At 60.4% G+C, this 21789-nt stretch carries 15 protein-coding genes; 7 read left to right on the top strand and 8 right to left on the bottom strand.

From position 1 onward, the window contains the following. Nucleotide 1: 1 nt before the first annotated feature. Entirely contained in the window at nucleotides 2-1204 is a 1203-nt protein-coding gene (gene zigA, locus FX982_RS07690; RefSeq protein ID WP_172610221.1) for a zinc metallochaperone GTPase ZigA, read from the bottom strand. A gap of 86 nt (nucleotides 1205-1290) precedes the next feature. Between zigA and FX982_RS07685 the strand changes: the two genes are divergently transcribed. Together FX982_RS07685 and FX982_RS07680 are read left to right on the top strand one after the other, a co-directional pair. Further along, on the top strand, nucleotides 1291-1680 hold the full coding sequence (locus tag FX982_RS07685; RefSeq protein WP_172610220.1) for a glutamine synthetase: 390 nt from the start codon (nucleotides 1291-1293) through the stop codon (nucleotides 1678-1680). Between the two features lie 394 nt (nucleotides 1681-2074). Further along, nucleotides 2075-3406 carry an IS110 family transposase gene (locus tag FX982_RS07680; RefSeq protein WP_172610219.1) on the top strand — a complete coding sequence of 444 codons (1332 nt, stop codon included), beginning with the start codon at nucleotides 2075-2077 and terminating at the stop codon, nucleotides 3404-3406. 210 nt (nucleotides 3407-3616) lie between these two features. Here the strand turns inward: FX982_RS07680 and FX982_RS07675 are convergent, their stop codons facing one another. Continuing rightward, entirely contained in the window at nucleotides 3617-4855 is a 1239-nt protein-coding gene (locus FX982_RS07675; RefSeq protein ID WP_172610218.1) for an N-acetylmuramoyl-L-alanine amidase, read from the bottom strand. A gap of 246 nt (nucleotides 4856-5101) precedes the next feature. Next, nucleotides 5102-5623: a DUF3617 domain-containing protein gene (locus tag FX982_RS07670; RefSeq protein ID WP_172610217.1), complete on the bottom strand. Its 522-nt coding sequence runs from the start codon at nucleotides 5621-5623 to the stop codon at nucleotides 5102-5104. A 175-nt stretch (nucleotides 5624-5798) separates the two neighbouring features. Here FX982_RS07670 and cls point away from each other — a divergent pair, with 175 nt between their 5' ends. Then, nucleotides 5799-7238, top strand: a complete 1440-nt coding sequence (gene cls, locus FX982_RS07665) for a cardiolipin synthase (RefSeq protein WP_172610216.1) — start codon at nucleotides 5799-5801, stop codon at nucleotides 7236-7238. A gap of 250 nt (nucleotides 7239-7488) precedes the next feature. Here cls and cfaB read toward each other — a convergent pair whose 3' ends face one another. The 5 genes from cfaB to hflK form a co-directional block, all read right to left on the bottom strand. Next, entirely contained in the window at nucleotides 7489-8673 is a 1185-nt protein-coding gene (gene cfaB, locus FX982_RS07660) for a C17 cyclopropane fatty acid synthase CfaB (RefSeq protein WP_172610215.1), read from the bottom strand. A gap of 276 nt (nucleotides 8674-8949) precedes the next feature. Beyond that, nucleotides 8950-10830 carry a cation-translocating P-type ATPase gene (locus tag FX982_RS07655; protein WP_254074914.1) on the bottom strand — a complete coding sequence of 627 codons (1881 nt, stop codon included), beginning with the start codon at nucleotides 10828-10830 and terminating at the stop codon, nucleotides 8950-8952. Between the two features lie 71 nt (nucleotides 10831-10901). Continuing rightward, complete coding sequence (locus tag FX982_RS07650; RefSeq protein ID WP_172610213.1) at nucleotides 10902-11969, bottom strand: SPFH domain-containing protein; 1068 nt, start codon at nucleotides 11967-11969, stop codon at nucleotides 10902-10904. Continuing rightward, nucleotides 11966-13006, bottom strand: a complete 1041-nt coding sequence (gene hflC / locus FX982_RS07645; protein ID WP_172610212.1) for a protease modulator HflC — start codon at nucleotides 13004-13006, stop codon at nucleotides 11966-11968. The genes FX982_RS07650 and hflC overlap by 4 nt, the downstream gene beginning before the upstream one ends. Before the next feature lie 11 nt (nucleotides 13007-13017). After that, nucleotides 13018-14985, bottom strand: coding sequence for a protease modulator HflK (hflK, locus tag FX982_RS07640; RefSeq protein WP_172610211.1), 1968 nt, complete (start codon nucleotides 14983-14985; stop codon nucleotides 13018-13020). Nucleotides 14986-15404: 419 nt separating this feature from the next. Between hflK and lpdA the strand changes: the two genes are divergently transcribed. From lpdA to FX982_RS07620, 4 genes are all read left to right on the top strand, one after another. Next, nucleotides 15405-16805 carry a dihydrolipoyl dehydrogenase gene (gene lpdA / locus FX982_RS07635; RefSeq protein ID WP_172610210.1) on the top strand — a complete coding sequence of 467 codons (1401 nt, stop codon included), beginning with the start codon at nucleotides 15405-15407 and terminating at the stop codon, nucleotides 16803-16805. A 193-nt stretch (nucleotides 16806-16998) separates the two neighbouring features. Next, nucleotides 16999-18618, top strand: a complete 1620-nt coding sequence (locus FX982_RS07630; RefSeq protein WP_122534234.1) for a glucan biosynthesis protein D — start codon at nucleotides 16999-17001, stop codon at nucleotides 18616-18618. 456 nt (nucleotides 18619-19074) lie between these two features. Next, nucleotides 19075-20379 carry an O-antigen ligase family protein gene (locus FX982_RS07625; protein WP_172610209.1) on the top strand — a complete coding sequence of 435 codons (1305 nt, stop codon included), beginning with the start codon at nucleotides 19075-19077 and terminating at the stop codon, nucleotides 20377-20379. 13 nt (nucleotides 20380-20392) lie between these two features. Then, entirely contained in the window at nucleotides 20393-21676 is a 1284-nt protein-coding gene (locus FX982_RS07620) for a hypothetical protein (protein WP_172610208.1), read from the top strand. The last annotated feature ends 113 nt before the right edge of the window (nucleotides 21677-21789 follow it).

The following is a 21789-nucleotide window of genomic DNA, read 5'->3' as shown; positions in this document are numbered from 1 at the left end:
GCTACGCCGCGTCGCCGTACCAGTCGCCAAACGGATCAGGCATCGAGCGCCAGTCTGCAACGCCGCCCGCCATCTCGGCATCGGTCAGCAGGCATTGATCAAGCTCTGCCGCCAGCCGGGCAAAGTCGATGTTCTGACCGATGAACACCAGTTCCTGACGGCAGTCGCCGGTCTCGGCTTCCCAGCTGCGCATGATCACCTGGGTGCTTTCGTCGTCCTGCGGCCACTGCGCCTTGGGCACGAAGCGCCACCAACGACCGGCGAAACCGTGACGCATCAAGCCGCCGGCCTGGGACCAACTGCCGGCGTCCTCGTGCTTGCTGGCGAGCCAGAAAAAGCCCTTCGAGCGCAGCAGTCGGCCGTTTTCCCACGGCGCATTCAGGAAGTCGAAAAATCGCTGTGGATGAAACGGCCGACGCGCCCGATAAGCCGTGGACGCGATGCCATATTCTTCGGTCTCTGGCGTGTGCTCGCCGCGCAACTCCTTGAGCCAGCCCGGTGCCTGAGCCGCACGTTCGAAATCGAAACGGCTCGTGTCCAGAATCTTGCCGAGGGGCACGGCGCCCATGACCATCGGCAGAATCTCTGCCTGGCTGTTGAGCCGCCGCAAAATTGCCATCAGCTCTCGCCGGTCGGTTGAGCTGATCAGGTCGATCTTGCTGATCAGGATCACGTCGGCGAATTCGACCTGCTCAATCAGCAGATCAGTGATCGCGCGCTCGTCCTCCTCGCCCAGGGTCTCTCCGCGCGAGGCCAGACTCTCTGCAGCGTTGAAGTCCTGCAGAAAATTAAGGCCATCGACCACCGTCACCATGGTGTCGAGGCGGGCGACATCGGCCAGGCTCCGGCCCAGCTCATCGCGAAAGGTGAAGGTCTCCGCCACGGGAAGCGGCTCGGAAATGCCCGTGGATTCGATCAGCAGATAGTCGAACCGGCCTTCATGGGCCAGCCGGCTGACCTCTTCCAGCAAGTCTTCGCGCAGGGTGCAGCAAATGCAGCCGTTGCTCATCTCCACCAGTTTTTCTTCCGCGCGATTGAGGCTGACGTCCCGCTGAACCTCGCTGCCGTCGATGTTGATCTCGCTCATGTCGTTGACGATCACAGCGACGCGCAAGTTGTCGCGATTGCGCAGGATGTGATTCAGCAGCGTGCTTTTGCCCGCGCCAAGAAAGCCGGACAGAACGGTAACGGGAAGACGGTTCATGAAGGTTTCACCAGAGTGCGGATGTGATCGCTTTTTACGTTATAGTATAACGATACGCAGGCGCTAATCTTTTTTAAGGCAGTTTCATGACTCGGTTGTTTTCGTTGTTGGCAGGGTGTTCGCTGGTGCTGAGCACGCAGGCGTTTGCGCTCCCTCCCTCGCCAAGGCTGGACAAGGCGTTGTGCACGCGCACCGCGACGCTGTTGGCCTGCATCGATGCCGACAACAACACGTACAGCGTGGCGGTGGCAGGGAAAACGATGTTCGTGCGCGGCTTTGAAAGTGCGGGCAAGCGCCGCTGGGCCCAGACCAACAGCCGCTATGGCTCGCTGACGTTCTTCACCGGCCTGGCATCGGACGGTGAAATCTGGGTGGGGTACATTCAGAAAGTGGGCTGGACGACGATCAGTCGGGTATCGAGTTCGAGTGGAAGCCGGACCAAGATCACCTGCGACCGAGTGATGGGTTGTCGGTGACCTGACCCCTGCAGGAATGAGGGAAGATTCCGTCGTCATACGCCGTGCTGGCTCCCTGGCAAACACTGTCCATGTGGGAGCCGTCCCGCCGCTACGCGCCGCGCTGTCGCGCAGCAAACAGGGTGCACGACTCATCTCCTGTGGTGATGCGAATACCTTGAAAAGCGAAGAGCGGCTGCCCCGTCAGGGGCAGCCGCTCTTGCTTTGCTAGGATTGAGGAGCGCGGGACAGAGGCCGGTACTCACATTGGTGTGACAGCACCCGCGTGGGAGAGTGGCCCGCACGGTATCGGCGTAGAGTCCTTGTCGGCACGGCTAGCCGTGACCACGTATGAGAGAGTGAACCCTTTCGCCACCGTGTGCCCCGCGCGCCCATCATCCTGCGAGGAATTAGCATGGCGCGCAAGCAATCCAGACAGCGTTTTGAACGGGTCCATCCGCATTGTGCCGGTATCGACATCGGCAGCCGTGAGCATTGGGTCGCCGTTGATCGTGACCACAAGCAATCGGTACGCAGCTTTTCCTCCTTCACCGACGACCTCATCAAGCTGGCCGACTGGCTTGAAAGTCTGAAGATAGAGGTCGTGGCCATGGAAGCCACCGGCGTCTACTGGATTCCACTGTTTGAGCTTCTTGATGCGCGAGGCTTCAAGGTCTATCTGGTCAACTCACGCGCAACTCGGCAGATTTCCGGTCGTAAATCCGATGTCCTCGATTGCCAGTGGATATGTCAACTGATGAGCCATGGCCTGCTACGCGGAGCCTTTCGCCCTGACGATGCCATCTGTTCCATGCGGGCGCTCATTCGCCAACGAGCCGGCAAGGTTCGCAATCAGGCCCAGACATTGAACCGTATGCAAAAAGCGCTGAGCCAGATGAACATTCAGCTCGCCAACGTCATTAGCGATATTTCGGGCGTGACCGGCATGAAAATCCTTCGTGCAATTATTGCCGGCGAGCGCGATCCGGCTGCTCTGGCCGAGTTGACTGATCGGCGTATCAAGGCCAGCAAAGAGACCATCGCCCGCAGCCTGCACGGTAATTGGCGCCTGGAACATCTACATGCGCTTGAGCAAGAAGTGCAGTGCTACGACTTTTTTGAACAGCAGATTGGCGCGTGCGACAAGGCAATTACGGACGCGCTGAGTCAGTTGCCCGAGCGCGAAGAAGCCCCGCAACCCTCACGAAAAATCCTGCGTAGCCCTCACCGCTGCGCAGCAGATCAGGCGGCCCTACATCAGTCACTTTGGCGCGTCATGGGCGTTGATCTCACCGCCATACCGACCATCGGCGTCGATACAGCCTTGGTCATTGCCGGTGAGATTGGACCTGATCTGTCCCGATTTCCCACGATGGAGCATTTCTGCTCATGGCTGGGCGTGGCACCACCGACACGGATTTCGGGTGGTCGCCCACTGTCGGGTAAAAGTCAGAAAACCCTCAACAACGCAGCCCAGGCACTCAAGCAAGCGGCGTCCAACGCGCGAAACGATAAAAGCTTTATCGGCGCCAGCCATAGAGCCCGACTGGCGCGGATGGACACCAGTTGCGCGATCAAGGCCACGGCTCATCAGCTTGCACGGCTGATCTACGCCATGTTGACCAAGGGCCAGCCCTATGTTGAGCAGGGGATCGAAGCGTTTGAAGAACGGAGCAAAGAAAAGCAGTTTCGTGCCTTGCTGCGCAAGGCACGAAAACTGGGATTAGACTTGGTGAAGGCCTCTTGAATTGTGCAACAAAATCAAAGGCTTATTTTTTGTTTGATGAGAGTGAGCTTGCTCACGAAGACGGTGTTCCAGGCGCTATACATGCAGCGGATGTTCCGACCTCTTCGCGAGCAAGCTCGCTCCCACAATGGGTGTTTAAGGCAGGTGCATCTGCAGTGGTGTCAGTTTGATGAGAGCGAACTTGCACATTCTGCCTCATGACTTAGTCCGTCAGACCAACGCCTCATTCGCCTTTTGCTCTTGCCGCCAGGCCACGTACGAGCCTGCAGGCGGGTTCCGCTCGAAGTAGCGCTTCATGCCATCAAACAACCCATCGGCAACGGCCTGCTGATGGCGCGCGGTGACGAGGCGCTGACTGTCGCGGCTGTTGGAGATGAAGCCGGTCTCGACCAGAATCGATGGGACATCCGGTGACTTCAGCACCGCAAAACCGGCCTGTTCCACGCGTTTCTGGTGCAGCGTCGTGATTCCTTCCAGGCTGCCCAGTACGGTGTGACCCAAGTCCAGACTCGCAGCGATTGTGGCGTTCATCGACATGTCGAGTATCACGCCGGCCAGCATCGGGTCCTTGTCTTTCAGGTTTAGCAAACTGGTCGCGCCGATCAGGTCGGCGCCGTTTTCACGCTGGGCCATGAAGCGTGCCGTCGCGGATGTCGCGCCGTTCTCCGACAAGGCAAACACCGACGCGCCGGAGGCCGTCAGCCGAGGGGCTGCGTCGGCGTGGACCGAGATGAACATGTCAGCGTTGTATTTGCGTGCGACGTCCACGCGCTTGCGCAGCGGCACGAAAAAGTCGTCGTTGCGAACCAGGCGCACATCAAAACCCTTTTCTCGCTTCAAACGCTTGGCGAGCAACTGCGCGATGGACAGCACGACGTCCTTCTCCCTCTCTCCCTTCGAGCCGACGGCGCCGGGGTCTTTGCCACCGTGACCTGCGTCGACGACCACCATGATGTCGCGCTTGGAACGGTCCCTTCCAGGGTTCTGCGCGGGTGGCTCTTTCGCCAAAGGCGCTGCTGCGGCGAGCTGCACTGGAGGACGGGAAAGCTCGTCATGCCCCAGATCCATAACAAGGCGGTTGCCCTGCGCGCCTTCTGGCCCCAACAGAAAACTGCTGAGCTGCACGGGTGATGTCAGATCGAGCACGATGCGCGTGTCGTTTTGACCGAAGTGGCCGGAACGAATGGATTTGATCGGCGTGTTTTCCAGCGCGAGCTGGCTGAAGTTGCCCTCAAGCCGCGCGCCGCTGACATCAATGATGATCCGTTCAGGCGCGCTGAGCGTGAAGGTTTTGTACTGCACGGGGCCACTGAGGTCAAAAACCAGCCGCAACTTGCTATCGGACCGCCACAAGCGGGCGTTCCGGATCTGCGTTGCGTTGACTGAGAAAGGAAGCGCAAAGGCGGCGCTGCCCAAAAGCATATTGAGCAGCAGTTGACGTCGGTGCATGGCACGTTCCGATGGCGAAGAGCATCCCGGCTCAGAGATGGATGATAATGGTTACAATATAACAGCCGGAATATCGGACGAAGATGAAGCTTTTTATAAGAAAGGCGAGGGTTTTAATCAGTATGTTCAACGCCTAAGGCCGAAAATCTCATGTGAAACAACAAGATGTTCCACGTGGAACACTACCCTTTTTGTGCACCAACAAAAACGCCCTGACAGGTCAGGGCGCTTTTGGAAAGTTACAAATCAGGTTCTAGGTTTTACCGTCCCGCATTGCTGGCCCAGCCAGACAGCGCGGGTGTCCATGCTACCGTTCTGCTGCTGGCCCGTTGCATTGAATGAGCCGATGACATGGATATTGAACTCACGGTCACTGAGGAACTGTGCAGTGCCGGTGCCTTGGGCGCGAGGGCAACTGAACTTGAACTTCCAGGTAGCGCCGGTACGTTCTGTGATCTGCTGGGTGCAGCCCGACTTCGGATCAGTCAGCGGAATTTGCTCATTCTTGACCTGCTCCTGCGTGAGGCAAATACGAACGCCCTTACCACCCAAAGTAACGCCTTGTTTTTCCAACATTTGTTCCATGGCCGCGCGCTGCTGCGGCGCCATCATCTGCAATTGGGACAGCATTACCTGCAAGTCCGGCATTTGCTGGCCGTCCACCTGCATGTTGCTTGAGCTCAACTCCCACAGCCCGGGCTGCAACACCTGAGCCTGTGCAAGGGGCGCAGCCAGACAAACCATCAACGCCAGTACGCGCTTTTTCATGAATCGGATTTCCTTTAGGACTCTTGGGCATCTTGATGCGACCTGCCGGCAGGTCACTGAACGATGACGGTTAGACGACAGATCGGGCAGCCAGTTGCAGCTTCAATAAAATAGCGACAATCCCGGCGCCATGTGGTCTGTTAGACACCGATAAGCTTATGGCACAAGGTTGCGCATGGATTACCACAGCCCGTATTTCTTTGGCTATTTGCTGGGTTTCACTCATCTGCTGGGCATTGTCGCAGCAATCCACGCCTTACTCACTGTGCGTACGGCTCAAGGCTCAATCGCTTGGGCAATGCCACTCATCTTCATCCCCTATGTCGCGCTGATTCCGTATCTGGTTTTCGGCAGGAGTACGTTCGACGCGTACATCAAGGCGCGGCGTCAGGCGAACACCGAAATGCGCGTGGCGATTGCCGACTTCAACTGGAAACCATGGATTGAAGAGGCCGTGGCGGCGCGGCGCTCGGACGCTTATCGCTCCCTGCGCGCGATGCCGAAGCTGGGACGCATGCCGTGCCTGGCGAACAACGAAGTGAAGCTGTTGATCAACGGCGATGAAACGTTTGGCGCAATCTTCGAGGCCATCAAAGGCGCCCGGCAAGTGGTGTTCGTGCAGTTTTTTATCATCCACGACGATGATCTCGGTCGCCGCCTGCAAGGGCTGTTGCTGGAAAAAGCCGCAGAAGGCGTCGCCGTCCATGTGCTCTACGACCGCATCGGCAGCCACGCGCTGCCGGCGCGTTACATCGATAAGCTCCGCGACGGCGGCGTGCAGATAAAGGCGTTCGCAACCCGGGGCGGCTGGCTGACGCGCTTCCAGATCAACTTCCGTAATCACCGCAAGATCGTCGTGGTGGATGGCATCAAAGGCTTCGTTGGCGGGCACAATGTGGGTGATGAATACCTCGGCCTCAAACCGCCGCTGGCGCCATGGCGCGACACCCACATCAGCGTTGTCGGACCTGTCGTAGCGTGTTTGCAGGAATCGTTTGCCGAAGATTGGTTCTGGGCAACCCGCGAGATACCACCGCTGATCCTGCCGGACAGTTACCCGGAAGACGGCGTGCTGTGCCAGTTACTCGCCAGCGGCCCGGCCGATGCGCAGGAAACCTGCTCGCTGTTCTTCGTCGAAGCCATTCACGCGGCGACTGAAAGGGTGTGGATCACGACACCGTATTTCATTCCCGATGAGGCCGTATCGGCGGCGCTGAGGTTGGCGGTCCTGCGCGGAGTAGATGTGCGCCTGCTGCTGCCGTCGCGCCCCGACCATTACACGGTATATGCCGCTTCCAGCCTGTACGCCTTCGAAGCCGTTCGCGCAGGCGTTCGTATCTTTCGCTACAAGCCCGGCTTCCTGCACCAGAAGGTGGTGCTGGTGGATAACGCGATCTCGGCGATCGGCAGCGCGAACCTGGACAACCGATCGTTCCGGCTCAACTTCGAACTCATGCTGCTGACCGTGGACGAAGACTTCGCACGCGAGGTCGAAACCATGCTGATCGATGACTTTGCCCTCTCCCACGAGATCTCCAGCGAAGAAAGCAAAGAGACCCATCATTTGCAGCAGTTGGGAATGCGGGTTGCCAGGCTGATTTCGCCGATTCTGTAGATGCGGTGGAGCAATACTCCCTCCGTGTTGCCCAGACGCTACGATGGCATGCAGGACCGCAGCCCTTGTGGGAGTGAGCTTGCTCACGAAGACAGTGCTTCAACCGCTGACAACGTCAGCGGACCTACCGACCTCTTCGCGAGCAAGCTCGCTCCCACAGTTTCCTTGCTCGCAGATCCATCGGCGGCGCTGTCATGTTTGATGAACCACAGTCTGTGGAAGTCAGCTGACTCCCACAGGCTTGGGGCACTCACCGGTACAAATCATCCCGCGTCAGCGGCAGATGATGGCTGCCGTCCGCATGGGGTTTCACCGCCAGGATCTGGTGCAGATTGATCCAGCCCTTGGAAAACGCATACGCGCAGCCAGCCAGGTATAACCGAAAGATTCTCAGCGCCTGTTCCGGCACCATCGCAGCGGCGACGTCGAGCTTCTCTTCCAGGCGGGCGCTCCAGTGTTCGAGCGTCTTGGCGTAATGCAGGCGCAGACTTTCCACATCGACCACTTCCAGACCGGCCTCACTGATGAATCCAGTGATCATCGACAGGTGCGGCAGCTCACCATTGGGAAATACATAGCGATCAATGAAATCACCGGCGCCGCGCCCTACAGGTCGCCCGTCGGTGTGCTTGGCGGTGATGCCGTGGTTCATCACCAGAGCGCCCTCCTTCACCGCATCAAACAGACATTTCGCGTACAGCTCGAGATTGGCGTGGCCGACATGCTCGAACATGCCGACGCTGACGACCTTGTCGAAGCGGCCGTCCTTGGGCAGATCCCGGTAGTCGAGCAGCTGCAGCTCGACACGGTCCTGCAGACCGTCCGCGCGCACCCGCTCCTGGGCCAGCGCCAGCTGCTCGCGGCTCAGCGTGATGCCGAATACCTTGACGCCGTATTCACTCGCGGCAAAGCGAGAGAGGCCTCCCCAGCCACAGCCGACATCGAGCAGGTATTCCCCGGGCTTAAGGCGCAGCTTGCGGCACAGATGGTGAAACTTGTCCTGTTGGGCCTGATCGAGCGTCTCGTTACCGGTCTTGAAATACGCGCAGGAGTAGACCATTTCTCGGTCCAGCCACAGGCGATAGAAGTCATTGGAGAGGTCGTAGTGGTAGGAGATCGACGCAGCGTCGGTGGCCTTGTCGTGCTCGGTGCGCACAGGGAGGTTGTCGTCGTCCTCGTCGACCAGCGCCTTGGTCAGCTCGTCGCACACCCGGACCACTTCGCTGATCGAGCCTTCCAGCTCAAGCCGGCCCTCAACGAAAGCACTGCCAAGAAGGCCCAGACTTGGGTGGGTGAAATCGGAAACGAGAGACGGGTCCTTTACCACGATCGTGACGCGGGGATCATTTCCCAAGTCGAGTTCGTTGCCGTCCCAGAGCTTGAGACGCAGCGGCAGATGAAGGTTCTGTAACGCCGGTGGAAGTTGCGCGAGCATATAAAATCCCCCTGATCCAGCTACATGGAAAAGGGTAGTCCATAACCGGCTCCAGATCAGGAGCCGTCAGGCGATCGGCTGGTTTGAACGACGACGAATCTACAACGGGTACGACCCTGTGCCCCAGAATTCGAGCCAATGTGACGCCTGCAAATGGATCACCCCGAACAAGACTGAACTTAATTTGTAACAGAGTTCTTCAAAGCTCAAGCAAATTTTAATACTTAGTGGAGCCCTCTAACTCGGCACTATCAGCGCAGGGCCGGGGAATGGGGCTCAGGAGGGATTATGAAACTTCGCGATGGGCTCGTGGAAACGCAGCAGTCGCCCAGCATTACCCAGTACCAGCAGCGTGCTGAGGTTATGCAAGACCGCCGCGATCATGGCGCCTGCCGCACCCAGCACACCGAAGGCCGCCATGGCGACGATGGCCAGCGTCCAGCCAAGCCCGATGATTACGTTCACCTGCAAGGTATGGCGACACTGACGGCTCAGTCGCACACAGGTGCCCAGGCGGCGCAGGTCATTGCCGATCAACACGATGTCGGCGGAGGCCAACGCGATGTCCGCCCCACCCGCCCCCATCGCGACGCCGACTACGCCGGCCTTCAACGCCAGCGAGTCGTTGATGCCGTCGCCGACGACCATTGGGCGAAAGCCCTTTTTGATTTCGCTCATGACCCGATTGAGCTTGTCCTCAGGCAACGCCTGGGCGTGGATGTCGCCGATGCCGACCTCGTGACCCAGGCTGTCGGCGACACTCTGCCGATCCCCCGTCAGCAACAACTGTCGACCCAGGCCTAGCTCGCGCAGCTCACTCAGCGCCTGACGTGCTTCAGGCTTGAGGCTGTCGGCCAGCAGCATCCAGGCCAAGAAGTGGCCATTTAGCGCGAGCCCGGCAATCGGGCCATCGTGATCGGGGATCGGCGAGGTCGCGATTCCCAACTGTGCGAAGAGCTCAGGCCGCCCTAACGCCGCTTCACCCCGGGCGGTCTGTGCAACGACGCCCAGCCCCTGGCGCTCACGAATGTCGTCCAGAGGAAGCAGATGATCCTTGCCGACCAACGTCGCCAGCGCGCGACTGACCGGGTGGCTGCTCGCCGAACCCAGGCTTGCCGCCAGCGCAATAACGTCGTCACCTGCGCCCTCCTCGGCCTGAACTGACTGCAGGCGCAAACTCCCATAAGTCAGTGTGCCGGTCTTGTCGACGACCAGCGAAGTGAGGTCAGCCAGCTCTTCAAGAAAGGCCGAACTGCGGATCAGAATGCCGTGGCGCGCGGCGACCGCAATACCGGCAATGGCTGTCGCGGGCGCCGACAGCACCAACGCGCAGGGACACGCGGCGACCAGCACCGCCAGCATAGCCTGGGCGTTATTGGTGATGAACCAGGTCACGGCCGCGATCAACAGCACCAGCACCATGTAGCTGCCCGCGTACTTTTCCAACAGGCGAGTGATGGGCGGTTTGGAGCGTTCGGCGCTTTGCATCAGCGCGATGACCTTGCCCAGGGTCGACTCGTTGCCGATGCGCGTCACTTCAATGCGCAGCAGCCCGTCGAGGTTGATCGCGCCACCAAAGACCTCCATGCCGGCGCGCGCCTCGAGCGGAACCGACTCTCCGGTAATGGGCGCCGTATCGAGGCTGGCCTGCCCCGAGATCACCAAGCCGTCAGCCGGTACGCGGTCACCGGCGCGCACTTCAACGCGGTCACCAGCAATCAACGTACCGTTGTCGACTTCGCGGATCGCGCCATCCTTATCGATCAGCCGGGCATGGCTGCGGGTCAGGCGGCCCAGTGCCTGAATGGCTTCCTGAGAGCCGATCACGCTGCGCTCTTCCAACACGTGGCCGAAGATCATGATGATCGGCAGCAGCGCGGCGGTCATCAGATCGCCCGTTGCCCAGGCGCCGAGCATGGCCAGGGCAATCAGTTGATCGGTAATGCCGTGCAGGCTGGGATAACGCAGGCTGTGCCAACCGGCACTGACCACCGGGATGGCCACCAGCAGAGAGGCGGCGCCCAACAGCAGCTGACTGACCCCAACTTGCTCGGGCGAGAAAAATCGCCAGACCAGCCCCAGCGCGAGCAGGCCGAGGGCAAGCATCGCCAGCGTCAACTGCCGGGCGGCGCTGCGCTGTTCGCGGCTGGTCAGCATGCTGCCAGGCGCGGCGGGCTCGGCATGCTTATGGGAAGGTTCGTGGGAATGGTTATGCACGGCTTCGCCACTCATTTGTCAGCTCCCTGAATGATCAGACGGGAATCGTCGCGGGGGTCGACCGTGGTCACTGAACCCGCCTGTTTCAGGATGGCGGGCACCCGCTCGCGGTAGATCCGCAGCAGCAATCCGGGATCACTCTTGTTCTGCATCGACTGCGCCAGCCCGGTCACCGCAGCGGTGTCGGTCTGCGCCTTGGCCAGCCGCTCGGATGCTTGCGCATGGGCGACCTGCAGGGTGCGGTCAGCCTGCTGATTGGCGGTCTGGTTGAGTTTCTCTGCGTCAGTGCGCGCGTTCGCCACGGCCTGATCGGCTTGTTGACTGGCAGTCAGCACCGCGTTGAACGCGTTTACCGCAGCCGCCGGCAGACTGGACTGCACGTCGACCCGCACGACTTCAACGCCCAGACCCACGCCAGTGGCCGTCAGCTCGCCAAGCCGCATGTTGATGCCCTGCACCAGGTCGCCGCGCAGGCGTTCGCGACGCTCGGCAGACTGGCTGTCAGAGCCGACCAGCTCGGGACGCGCCACCAGAATGGTGTCCAGGTCACGCGCTGCAGCAAGGCTTACGGCGCTGCGATTGACCAGACGATCCAGCGCCGGCAGCACATGCTCGCCTTGCAGCACGAACTCCCGTGGGTCTGTCACTTTGTAGTACGCCGTCACGTCGAGCTGTACGACGCCAGCGTCACCCGTCAGCAGATAGCCCGAGCCTGCCAGCGCGTCGCTCATCGGCGTCGCAAAACTGGTGATCTTGTCGGCCGCCAACGCAATGGGTGAGCGCAACAGCGTTTCGACGTGCCGCTCGATCACGCGGTCAGCGGAAGGCAGCAGCACCACTTGCTCGAACGGTTGTGGCCAGGCCACCAGCAAACCGGCGTTCTGCACGCGGTCCAGCTCGCCGAAGCGAAACACGACGGCGCGGTTCTGTGGATCGATTTCTCGCACGTTGGAGACCGCCCAGCCAACCGCCGCCAGCAGGGTCACGACATACAATCCCAGAAACGCCAGCCGATTGGCCTGCAGCCAAGGGCTGTTCACCACCGGCCGCTCGATGTGCGCAGCGTCGTGCTCGGTCATGGCTGCGTTCCAGCCTTGCCATCCAGAGTCGGCGGGCCGTCCACGAGCACCCGGAACGGTGCGGCATCGGTGCGCAGAATCAGTTTTGTGCCTGGTCCCACCACGGTGCCGAGGGTGTCCAGCGAGCGCAGCAAGTTGTACAGCTGGGGCGAACCGGCGTAGGCGCGGCCGTAAATCTGCGCCGCTTCCACGCGGGATTGCGCCTCGATGTCGGCGGCTTTCACGGTGGCGTCGGCCTCGACAATCCGCGCGTCGCGTTCGGCGGCAGAACGGATCTGCGCAGCCTCGCGCTTGCCGATGGCGGTGCGCTCGGTGGCGATGGTTTCGCGCTCGGCGCGCATGCGGTCGACCGTCGCATTGAGGGTCACCGATGGCAGCGTCAGACGTTCGACCCCCACTTGCAGGACGCGAACCCCGTAGGTGGTCAGCAGTTGCTTGTCGATCTGCTGACGCAGCTGGTTTTCGAAATCGGCGATGCGCACCTGATTGGCGTCGGTGTTGATCAGGCTCGACAGATCGAAGCTCGCGGCGGTGGTCTCGAGTGCAGAGCCGACGAAGGTGCGGATCTGCCGCGCGGCTTCGTCCGGCTGGTTTTGCACGGCGCGCATGAAGCGCTTCACGTTGTCCGGATCGCCCTGCACCTGCCACGCCACGTACGCCTGAACGATGATGCGCAGGCCGTCACGGGTACCGACGTCCTGCAAGCCACTCGAGGTGGTGCGCAAACGCAGGTCGACGGGGATCGCTGCTTCGAATGGCGCCGGCCAGCGCCAGCTCAGGCCGGGATCGAGCAGCACTCGCGCCGGATTGCCGAAGCGCGTGATGACCGTCGCCTCGCCGGAGCGCACCTGCACCAGACTTGCCGCCGCGACCGCGAAGGCAATCAGCACCGCCGCCAGCGCAGCACGACGCCACGGAAAGACAGCCGGGCCGGAGGCTTCGCCATGGTGATGACCGTGATGGTGGCCGCCATGGCCGTGACCGCTGTGGTCGTGACCGGAATGGTCGTGATGATCGTGGGAGTGAAACAGACTCAAGGGAAGACTCCTTATTCAGCCGAGGGCTGGTCAGCTGATTGAGTCGACGCTGCGGGGTCGACCGGTAGGGTAAAAGATCGCAAATCGATGGTCGGCGCGCTGGTGCCGCCAAGCCGATGATCCAGCACCAGCAACTTGGCGTGGGTCAGCCCTTGGGTCAGCTGACTGAAGTACTGCTCCAGCAGAAATGCCTGGCCCGCTTTGGCGTAGCCCTGTTGTTCGGCGCTGAAACGCAAATCCGCACCTTGCGCTGTCGCCATCACTTCTCGCGAACTCGCGGCCGCCTGGTCATGGGCCATGCTGGCGTGTAATTGCGCCACGTTGGCCTGATCAGCCGCCGCGCCGCGTTCTCGGGCAATCAACGCCTGAGCGCTGATCTGTGCGGCCTGGACCGCATGATAGGCGTTGGCCGCACCTGCTGGCGGATGAATCGACTCGACCACGGTGGCGAGAATTTCTACACCGCTGTCGAGTTTTTTCAGGTCGCGCTGTACGGCGTCGCCGATGTCGGCCGCCAGATCATTGCGCTGCTCGCCAAGTAACTCGTCGAGAGTGCGGGATGCAAAGTCGTGCACCAGCACGCGGCTGGCGGTGCTGCGAATCAGACTGGGGATGTCGGCGCTGTTGTAAGTCGCGGCCAGCGCGGCTTCGTCCGACAATCCGATGCGATACACAAAGCGCACGTCCATGTTGACGATCTGGAAGCTTTGCTTGTCTCCTGAGCCGCTGGCGATCACTTGCGATTTGTCATTGATGTGCGTGGCGTCCCACAGCCGGTTGGCAATGGCAGGCGGCGGGCCTTCGGCAGGGTCAAGGGTCTGCTCGGCGCCCGCCCCCTCCGAGACGCTGGTCGCCAATTCGTGAACCACACCGTTTTCCACCGCCAGCACTGTTCCGAACGGCCAAGGCAAACCGGCATGCAGACCCGGCTCGAGGACTTCAACCGGTTTGCCAAACCGCTCGTAAATGCCACGGCCTTGTATGGGGATTTCGTGAACACCGCTCAGCAACCAGCCGAGGCCGATGATGACCGCCAGCACCGGCAGAAAGGCGCGGCGCATGTAGGTAAACGCCCAGATCTGCCGCAGGTCGATGCCGAAGCGGTTGTGCAGTTCGTTTTGCAGCGCCAGCAGCGGACGCGGCGGCCAGCGCAACAGGCCGGCAACGAAGCTGCTGGCGATCAGGCGCGGTTCAAGGCGTTCGTTGCGCGGGCTAAAGACGGACAAGAAGGCACGGATGAGTAACTCGACGGCGACCAGCCCAGGCAACAGGCCGATCAACACCGCAAGCCGGGCGGGCCATACGCGATCAACGGAAGAGAAAAACAGGCAGAACGCGGTAACCAGTAGCGTCCCGATGGCGACCTTGGTGATCTGCGCCACTTGCTCGGCTTCAGGCCAACTGGCCTCGGACTCATTGCTGAATTGCCGCTCCAGCACCAGCAGCGCAAACGCGATCAACAGGAGCAAACCGCCGATTACGTTACCGACGAGGCCGACATTGCTGCCTGCCAAGGCAAGGTTCCAGATCAGGCCAATGCTGACCAGCGACAGCAACGCCCAGCCTGCCAGCCAGAACACTGGCAATCCGACCTGGCCGACCATCGAAGTGCCAGCACCGCTGATGCGTCCAAGCACGCGGTCGTACCAGCCCTGCTCGTCGCCATTAAGCAGCGCTTCATCGTCAGAGGCAGCCGCAGAGGGCGGTGCCATGACGCCGGCGCGCCACTGGCTGACGACGTGGGCCGACTGCAACGCCCCGGCCAGTACGAGCAGGCTCGCGGCGCTGTTGGTCAGCACCGCCGTCCACAGCGAATTGGGAGAAAAGAGGTCAACGAAAAGCGACACCACCAGACCGATGATACCCATCGCTCCTGTCAGATACGTCAGCCGTGAAAGACGTGTCGATTGAACAGCCGCCTGCTGAAATCGCGGTAGGCTCGCCGGTGCAACGCACTCATCATCCAGATCAACCCGCATTGCAACTCCAAAGCCCGTTTAACGCTGTAATCATTACCCTTCCGCCCACTCTCCGGCGTTGCAATTACGCGGCGCCAAGCCACGCTGACACAGGGCGTTACGATATAACAGAAATCGTGAAATTTTCGTCTCATTATTCGTTTGCGCGGCGCTGGATGGGGGGTCAGACAGGCAGCAGACAGGTAAACGTCGCCTGCCGTCGTATCGGTTTGAATCCTTGGAAAGTCAGGAGTGCGCCTTCCCGGCTAAAGCCGGTCCTACGAGATGCGAGGGGAATAGCGATTGGTCCACCCACTTGACTTTGAAGTGCACGGGGAGAAATATTACGCCCATCATTTAAGCGACCTTGCTGACGCGCGACATTTGCCCAGACACGGCTACGCTTCCCTCCATTGTCGATTCCCTGAAGGAGTACGTTCATGAGCCATTACGACGTTGTCATCATTGGTGGCGGCCCCGGCGGCTACAACGCGGCGATCCATGCGGGTCAGAAAGGCCTGAAAGTGGCGTGCATCGAAGGCCGTGAAACATTGGGCGGTACGTGCCTGAACGTGGGTTGCATTCCTTCGAAATCGTTGCTTCACGCCTCGGAGCTGTATGAGGCGGCAACGGGCGAGGCATTCAAGAAGCTCGGCATCGAAGTCACGCCGACGCTAAACCTGACACAGATGATGGCGCAAAAGGTCGAAAGCGTGACGGGCCTGACCAAGGGCATCGAGTTTCTGTTTCGCAAGTACAAAGCCGACTGGATCAAAGGCTGGGGCCGCCTCGCCGGGCCCGGCAAGGTCATCGTCACCGACGCTGCGGGTGCCGAAACCGAATTGACCGCCAAGGACATCATCATCGCCACCGGCTCCGAGCCGACGCCCCTGCCAGGCGTGACCATCGACAACAAACGCATTCTCGATTCCACCGGCGCGTTATCGTTGAGCGAGGTGCCCAGGCATCTGGTGGTAATTGGCGCGGGGGTCATCGGTCTTGAGCTGGGCTCGGTCTGGCGCCGGTTGGGGGCGAAGGTGACGGTGGTCGAATTTCTCGACCATGTCGCCCACGGCACGGACCTTGAGGCGGGCAAGACGCTGCATCGCTCGCTGTCGCGTCAGGGCATGGCATTCAAGCTCGGCTCGAAGGTCACCTCTGCTGTTGCTGCAGATACCGGCGTCACGCTGACCATCGAACCCGCCGCCGGTGGCGAAGCCGAGCAAATCGAAGCGGACTACGTGCTGGTGTCCATCGGCCGTCGCCCGGTGACGAAAGGGCTGGGCCTGGAAACCGTCGGCCTGGAGGTGGACAAGCGCGGCGTTTTGCCCAACAAGGGGCATCGAACGGCGGTAGATGGCATCTGGGTCATTGGCGACGTGACGTCCGGCCCAATGCTCGCTCACAAGGCGGAGGATGAAGCCGGCGTGTGTGTCGAGCGAATCGTCGGCAAGAAGGGTGAGCTGAATTACAACCTGATCCCCAACGTCATCTACACCCAGCCCGAGCTGGCCAGCGTCGGCAAGACGGAAGAGCAACTGAAGGAGGAAGATCGCGCTTACAAGGTGGGCAAATTCCCGTTCAGTGCCAACAGCCGCGCCAAGGTCAATCACGGAACAGACGGCTTCGCGAAAGTGCTGGCGGACGAGCGCACCGATGAGATTCTCGGTGTACACCTCGTTGGCCCCAGCGTCAGCGAGATGATCGCGGAGTACTGCGTGGCGATGGAGTTCGCCGCCTCCGCCGAGGACATTGCCCTGACCTGCCACCCCCATCCGACACGGTCTGAGGCGCTGCGGCAGGCAGCGATGGCTGTCGGGGGGCATACCACCCAGGCTTGAAATGCGCGGCCAAATCGGCCGCGCGAGCAACACGTTGAAGCGAAATCGGTTGTGCCCTGAAACGATTTTTTTCCCTTTGCGCGAACAAGATGCCGAGATTGTTATCTGTTTGTTGGTAATTTGCGTTCGGCAAGGATTGGGAAAGCGCACTTTTTTGTGCAGGAAGGCACAGCATCTTCAGAGGCTTCACCATATGAATCGCAGGAATCTCTTGAAAGCGTCCATGGCGCTGGCAGCCTACAGCGCGCTGCCCGCCTCAGGTCTTTATGCGGCACGCGCACTGGCTGCGGCGGCCGATGGCGACATCGAACACTTTGACTTCAAGACCTTGCAGGACAACGCCAAACAGATGGCCGGCAAGCCTTACGTCAGCACCAAGCAGACACTGCCGCCTACCCTGGCGAACATGACGCCTCAGCAGTTCAACGCGATCAAGTACGACGCCGGCCATTCACTGTGGAATGACGTGAAAGGCCAATTGGACGTGCATTTCTTCCACGTCGGCGCGGGCTTCAAGACTCCGGTGCGCATGTACAGCGTCGACCCGGCAACCCAGCAGGCGCGTGAAGTGCATTTCCGCCCCGAGCTGTTCAACTACGAAGCCAGTCGCATCGACCAGAGTCAGCTCAAGGGCGACCTGGGCTTTGCGGGTTTCAAACTGTTCAAAGCCCCCGAGATCGCGATCAACGACATCCTGTCGTTTCTGGGCGCCAGCTACTTCCGGGCGATCGACAGCAATAAGCAATACGGTCTTTCCGCCCGGGGTCTGGCGATCGACACTTACGCCCACAGCCCTGAAGAATTTCCTGACTTCACACAGTTCTGGTTCGAGAAGCCAACCAAAGACGCCACACGGTTTGTGGTCTACGCGCTGCTGGACTCTCCCAGCGCAACGGGCGCGTACCGCTTCGACATCGATTGCCAGGCAGACCGCGTGGTGATGGACATTGATGCGCACATCAATGCGCGGGCTGACATCGAGCAGTTGGGCATTGCGACCATGACCAGCATGTTCAGCTGCGGCACTCACGAACGCCGCATGTGCGACACCCTTCACCCGGAAATCCACGACTCCGACCGGCTGGCCATGTGGCGCGGCAATGGCGAATGGATCTGCCGTCCGCTTAATAACCCGGCCAAGATCCAGTTCAACGCCTTTGCCGACAAAGACCCGAAGGGCTTTGGCCTGGTGCAGACCGACCACGATTTCAAGACCTATCAGGACACCGTGGACTGGTACCACCGCAGGCCAAGCCTGTGGGTCGAGCCGACGACGGCATGGGGCGAAGGCTCCATCGATCTGCTGGAACTGCCAACCACCGGCGAAACCCTGGATAACATCGTCGCGTTCTGGAACCCAAAAGTGCCGGTCAAGGCCGGCATGTCGATGAACTACGGCTACAAGCTCTACTGGAGCCCCCTGCCCCCGGTCAGCACGCCGTTGGCTCAAGTGCACGCCACGCGCTCGGGTATGGGCGGTTTCATCGAAGGCTGGGCACCGGGCGAGCACTACCCGGACGTCTGGGCGCGCCGTTTCGCCGTGGACTTCAACGGTGGCGGGCTGGACCGGTTGCCGGAAGGTTCGGGCATCGAGCCAGTGGTCACCGTGTCCCACGGCAAAGTCCAGGATTTCAATGTGCTGGTGCTCCCGGACATCAAGGGTTTCCGCGTGACGTTCGATTGGTACCCGACCAGCGATTCCGTGGAGCCGGTGGAAATGCGCATGTTCATCAAAACCGGTGATCGCACGCTGAGCGAGACCTGGCTGTACCAGTATTTCCCGCCCGCAGCGGACAAGCGCCGCTACACGTGAGCGTGATCGGCTAATGGCGTAGCGCGATTCAATCTTGGGAAATGGCGTATTCGCCGCTGAATACTCAGCGGTGGATACGCCGCACTTGTAACGAAAATGAGTCATAGAAACTCGTTAATCGACGACGATTTCCTCTCTTTTAAACAGCGCCAATTTTCTATCCCCTAATTAAATCAACAAGTTACAAGCCCCGATATTTAGCGCTGATTAAATACGTCCGAAAATTTGACTAATTGATTGACAGCCTTCCGATCTGCGGCTGATATACCCCTGTCGCGCCGCTCGCAAGGGAACCGAAACGCTCTTCATTTCTCCCGCTGCGACCACCCAAATCATCGCGATTGCACGCCGTCGATGGCAATACCCGCGCTGCCCGGGGAGTAGCCTTTCCCGCACGGCGTTTTGCTTCGCACGCTGACGCTTATCACACGTACAAATGCTCCCGAGGGGCTGCACATGATGTCGACTTCCCCCGTTTACGTTGAAAAACCTTCATTGCTTTCATTCAATAAATCCACGGCAATCGCGCTGGTTGCGATCAGCCTGATGCTGGTGGAGACCTTCAACGGGGCCCTGCGTTTCTATCTGGATCAGGCAGGGATTTCCGTATTGCTCTACGCACCTAAGATCGCGTGTCTGCTGTTCTTCGCACTTGAACTGCGCAGTTTCAAGGCCGGGCCGGGCGTCTGGCTGAGCCTGCTGGTGCTGTTGCTGTCGGCAGGATGGGCAGCGCTGAATGGCGCCCAGGCCGGGAATTTCGCATTCGCGTTGTACGGGATAAGCCCGCTGCTTTTCGGGATCGCCTGCGGCGACCAGATCATTCGCCACAAGCGCCTCTTCATGTGGGCGATTGCCTTTTGCCTGCTGGCCTCGCTGGGCGGTATTGCCCTCGACCGGTATGTCAGTCTGCCGTGGAAGGGCTACAGCTACACCGTCGGCGGTACCGAGCTGAGCGCCAACACGGCATGGACCTCCGAAGACATGGACCGCCCGGCGGGTTTTGCGCGGATTTCCAGCTCACTGGCCATTATCATCTCGGTTCTCAGCCTTTACCTGATGGCGACCCTGCGCTCGAAATTGCTGGGTTTGACGGTCTGCGTGATCGGCTTCGCCGGGGTGATATTGACCACAAGTAAAGCGCCAGCACTGGCGTTCATCGGCGGAACCGGTCTGCTGATGATGATGCGGTTTCGCTGGACGGCCCGGGCGACCATCCTTGTCGCGGTCGTACTCGGTATGTCGCTGCCCTTCGTGGCGATGATGACCGACTTCGATCCCAACAAGATCTCGGCCACCAGTTCGCTGGCGTCCATCTACGACCGACTCATCAACACCTGGCCCAACGTCATTCGGACGCTGATGGACGATGATCGAACGTTCACCGGTGTGGGCTTCGGCCTGGTTGGCAGCGCCGTGGCCGCCTTCCCGGTTCCCGGCGCTGACATCTTCATGGTGTCCGACAGCACCGTAGTTTACCTGTGGGCGACGTTTGGTCTGGCCGGGCTGTTTCTCTACGCCCTGCACATCCCGTTGTTTTTCATCCTTGCCGACAGTGCCAGCCGCTACGGCCAGGCGTTGCTGGTGACAGGTTTCTGCATCTGCATTGTCAGCTGGACGACCGATACGCTGGAAGTGACCCTCGCCAACATGTTCCTGGGCATGGCGATCGGGCATGCGCTGGCCATGAAATCGCGGGGCAGGCTGCCGGCCCCAAAGCCCCATGAGGTACCCACATGGAACGGCCTGCCGGGTCTGAGTTGATCGAGGCAACCCTATGAGCATCCGCAGCATCGGCCTGAGTGCTCTGGCAATCATTGCGGCCCTGTTCGCCGCTAACGTCGCGCTGGCCGAGCCGTTTATCGTCGGCGTTGCCACCCATTCGATGAATAACACCGGGCAACCGCTGCGCAGCCTCCAGATGGCGAGCGAGGCGGGCGTCAAGTCGATACGCGATGACGCCTTTTGGTCTACGGCCGAACCGGTGCGGGGCCAGATGCAGATCATTGCGCCGTGGCGCGCATGGCTGAGCTCTGCCAAGGGACTGAATCTCACGCCGATGGTGATTCTGGGATACGGCAGCTCATATCAGGGCGGCGCAAAGCCGCGCAAGCCTGAGGTCAAGATCCCTTACCTGAACTATGTGGATTACCTCACTCGCCAGTTGGGCAATCCGGTCAAGTTTTATGAGGTCTGGAACGAGTGGGACCTGGACGGCCCGGCTGATGCGCGCCTGAGCAATGACTACGTCGCGCTGGTCCGTGACGCGGCACCCATCATCCGCAAAAACAATCCCCAGGCGCTCATACTCGCCGGCGCCGTAACGAACCTGGGTATCAAGAGTGGCTTCGTCGATCGCATCCTGGCCGCAGGGGTGATGAAGTACGCCGATGGCCTCTCGCTGCATCCCTATGTGCACTGCGAAGGCAGCTACCGCAACACGCCGGAAAGCTGGGTCGGCTGGATGCGGGATCTGGACCGTCGAATCACCGCCAAGGTCGGCAGGCCGGTCCCGCTGTATCTGACCGAGATGAGCTGGCCGAGCCACAATGGCAATTGCGGCGTCAGCCCCGAGCGCCAGTCTGCATACCTGGCCCGCGCTTACTTCCTCATCCGCACGCTGCCGAACGTCAAAGGCATGTGGTGGTATGACCTGATCAACGATGGCACCAACCGTACCGAGCAGGAGCACAACTTCGGCCTGCTCGATATCAACCTCCGTGCGAAACCGGCTTATGCGGTGCTCAAGGCCATCAGCCCTTACCTGCCTGATTTCACCTACGAGCCGGCTAACAGCCTGCAGTCCGACGGCGTCTTCCAACTGGTATTCAGCAATGGCCGCGAGCGGATTCTGGTGGCCTGGGTCAGCGGTCGCGAGCACGAAGTCACCATCAGCGCTCCAGCCATGAAAAACAGACCGATGCGCATCCTCGATACGCAAACGCCAGACAAAGGCATGACCGACTCCCCGCAGCAGTGGGTGTGCGATGCCCAGCGCTGCTCGGCCCGGCTGACGCTGACGGAGTTTCCGAAAATCATTCGCCTGAGCCCTGACGTCTGAGCCGCGACGCCTGACGACCGCACCTGTGCCAACCCGCCTGACCCTGTCAGCGCGGGTTTTTTTATGTGCTGCAGCGACGAATAGTGGCAATACGACATTTACTGGACATGTCT

Source organism: Pseudomonas graminis, assembly GCF_013201545.1.
Taxonomy (GTDB): domain Bacteria; phylum Pseudomonadota; class Gammaproteobacteria; order Pseudomonadales; family Pseudomonadaceae; genus Aquipseudomonas.
The sequence above is the reverse complement of the archived record's forward strand: the minus strand, read 5'-3'. Positions and strand labels throughout refer to the sequence as shown.

Excerpts from the sequence above, each read along its gene's own strand:
- hflK (WP_172610211.1), bottom strand. The coding sequence starts at position 14,985 with ATGCGGGTTGATCTGGATGATGAGTGCGTTGCACCGGCGAGCCTACCG.
- FX982_RS07630 (WP_122534234.1), top strand. The coding sequence starts at position 16,999 with ATGAATCGCAGGAATCTCTTGAAAGCGTCCATGGCGCTGGCAGCCTAC.
- FX982_RS07685 (WP_172610220.1), top strand. The coding sequence starts at position 1,291 with ATGACTCGGTTGTTTTCGTTGTTGGCAGGGTGTTCGCTGGTGCTGAGC.
- FX982_RS07625 (WP_172610209.1), top strand. The coding sequence starts at position 19,075 with ATGATGTCGACTTCCCCCGTTTACGTTGAAAAACCTTCATTGCTTTCA.
- FX982_RS07620 (WP_172610208.1), top strand. The coding sequence starts at position 20,393 with ATGAGCATCCGCAGCATCGGCCTGAGTGCTCTGGCAATCATTGCGGCC.
- lpdA (WP_172610210.1), top strand. The coding sequence starts at position 15,405 with ATGAGCCATTACGACGTTGTCATCATTGGTGGCGGCCCCGGCGGCTAC.
- FX982_RS07680 (WP_172610219.1), top strand. The coding sequence starts at position 2,075 with ATGGCGCGCAAGCAATCCAGACAGCGTTTTGAACGGGTCCATCCGCAT.
- FX982_RS07655 (WP_254074914.1), bottom strand. The coding sequence starts at position 10,830 with ATGCTGACCAGCCGCGAACAGCGCAGCGCCGCCCGGCAGTTGACGCTG.
- FX982_RS07650 (WP_172610213.1), bottom strand. The coding sequence starts at position 11,969 with ATGACCGAGCACGACGCTGCGCACATCGAGCGGCCGGTGGTGAACAGC.
- zigA (WP_172610221.1), bottom strand. The coding sequence starts at position 1,204 with ATGAACCGTCTTCCCGTTACCGTTCTGTCCGGCTTTCTTGGCGCGGGC.
- FX982_RS07670 (WP_172610217.1), bottom strand. The coding sequence starts at position 5,623 with ATGAAAAAGCGCGTACTGGCGTTGATGGTTTGTCTGGCTGCGCCCCTT.
- FX982_RS07675 (WP_172610218.1), bottom strand. The coding sequence starts at position 4,855 with ATGCACCGACGTCAACTGCTGCTCAATATGCTTTTGGGCAGCGCCGCC.
- cfaB (WP_172610215.1), bottom strand. The coding sequence starts at position 8,673 with ATGCTCGCGCAACTTCCACCGGCGTTACAGAACCTTCATCTGCCGCTG.
- cls (WP_172610216.1), top strand. The coding sequence starts at position 5,799 with ATGGATTACCACAGCCCGTATTTCTTTGGCTATTTGCTGGGTTTCACT.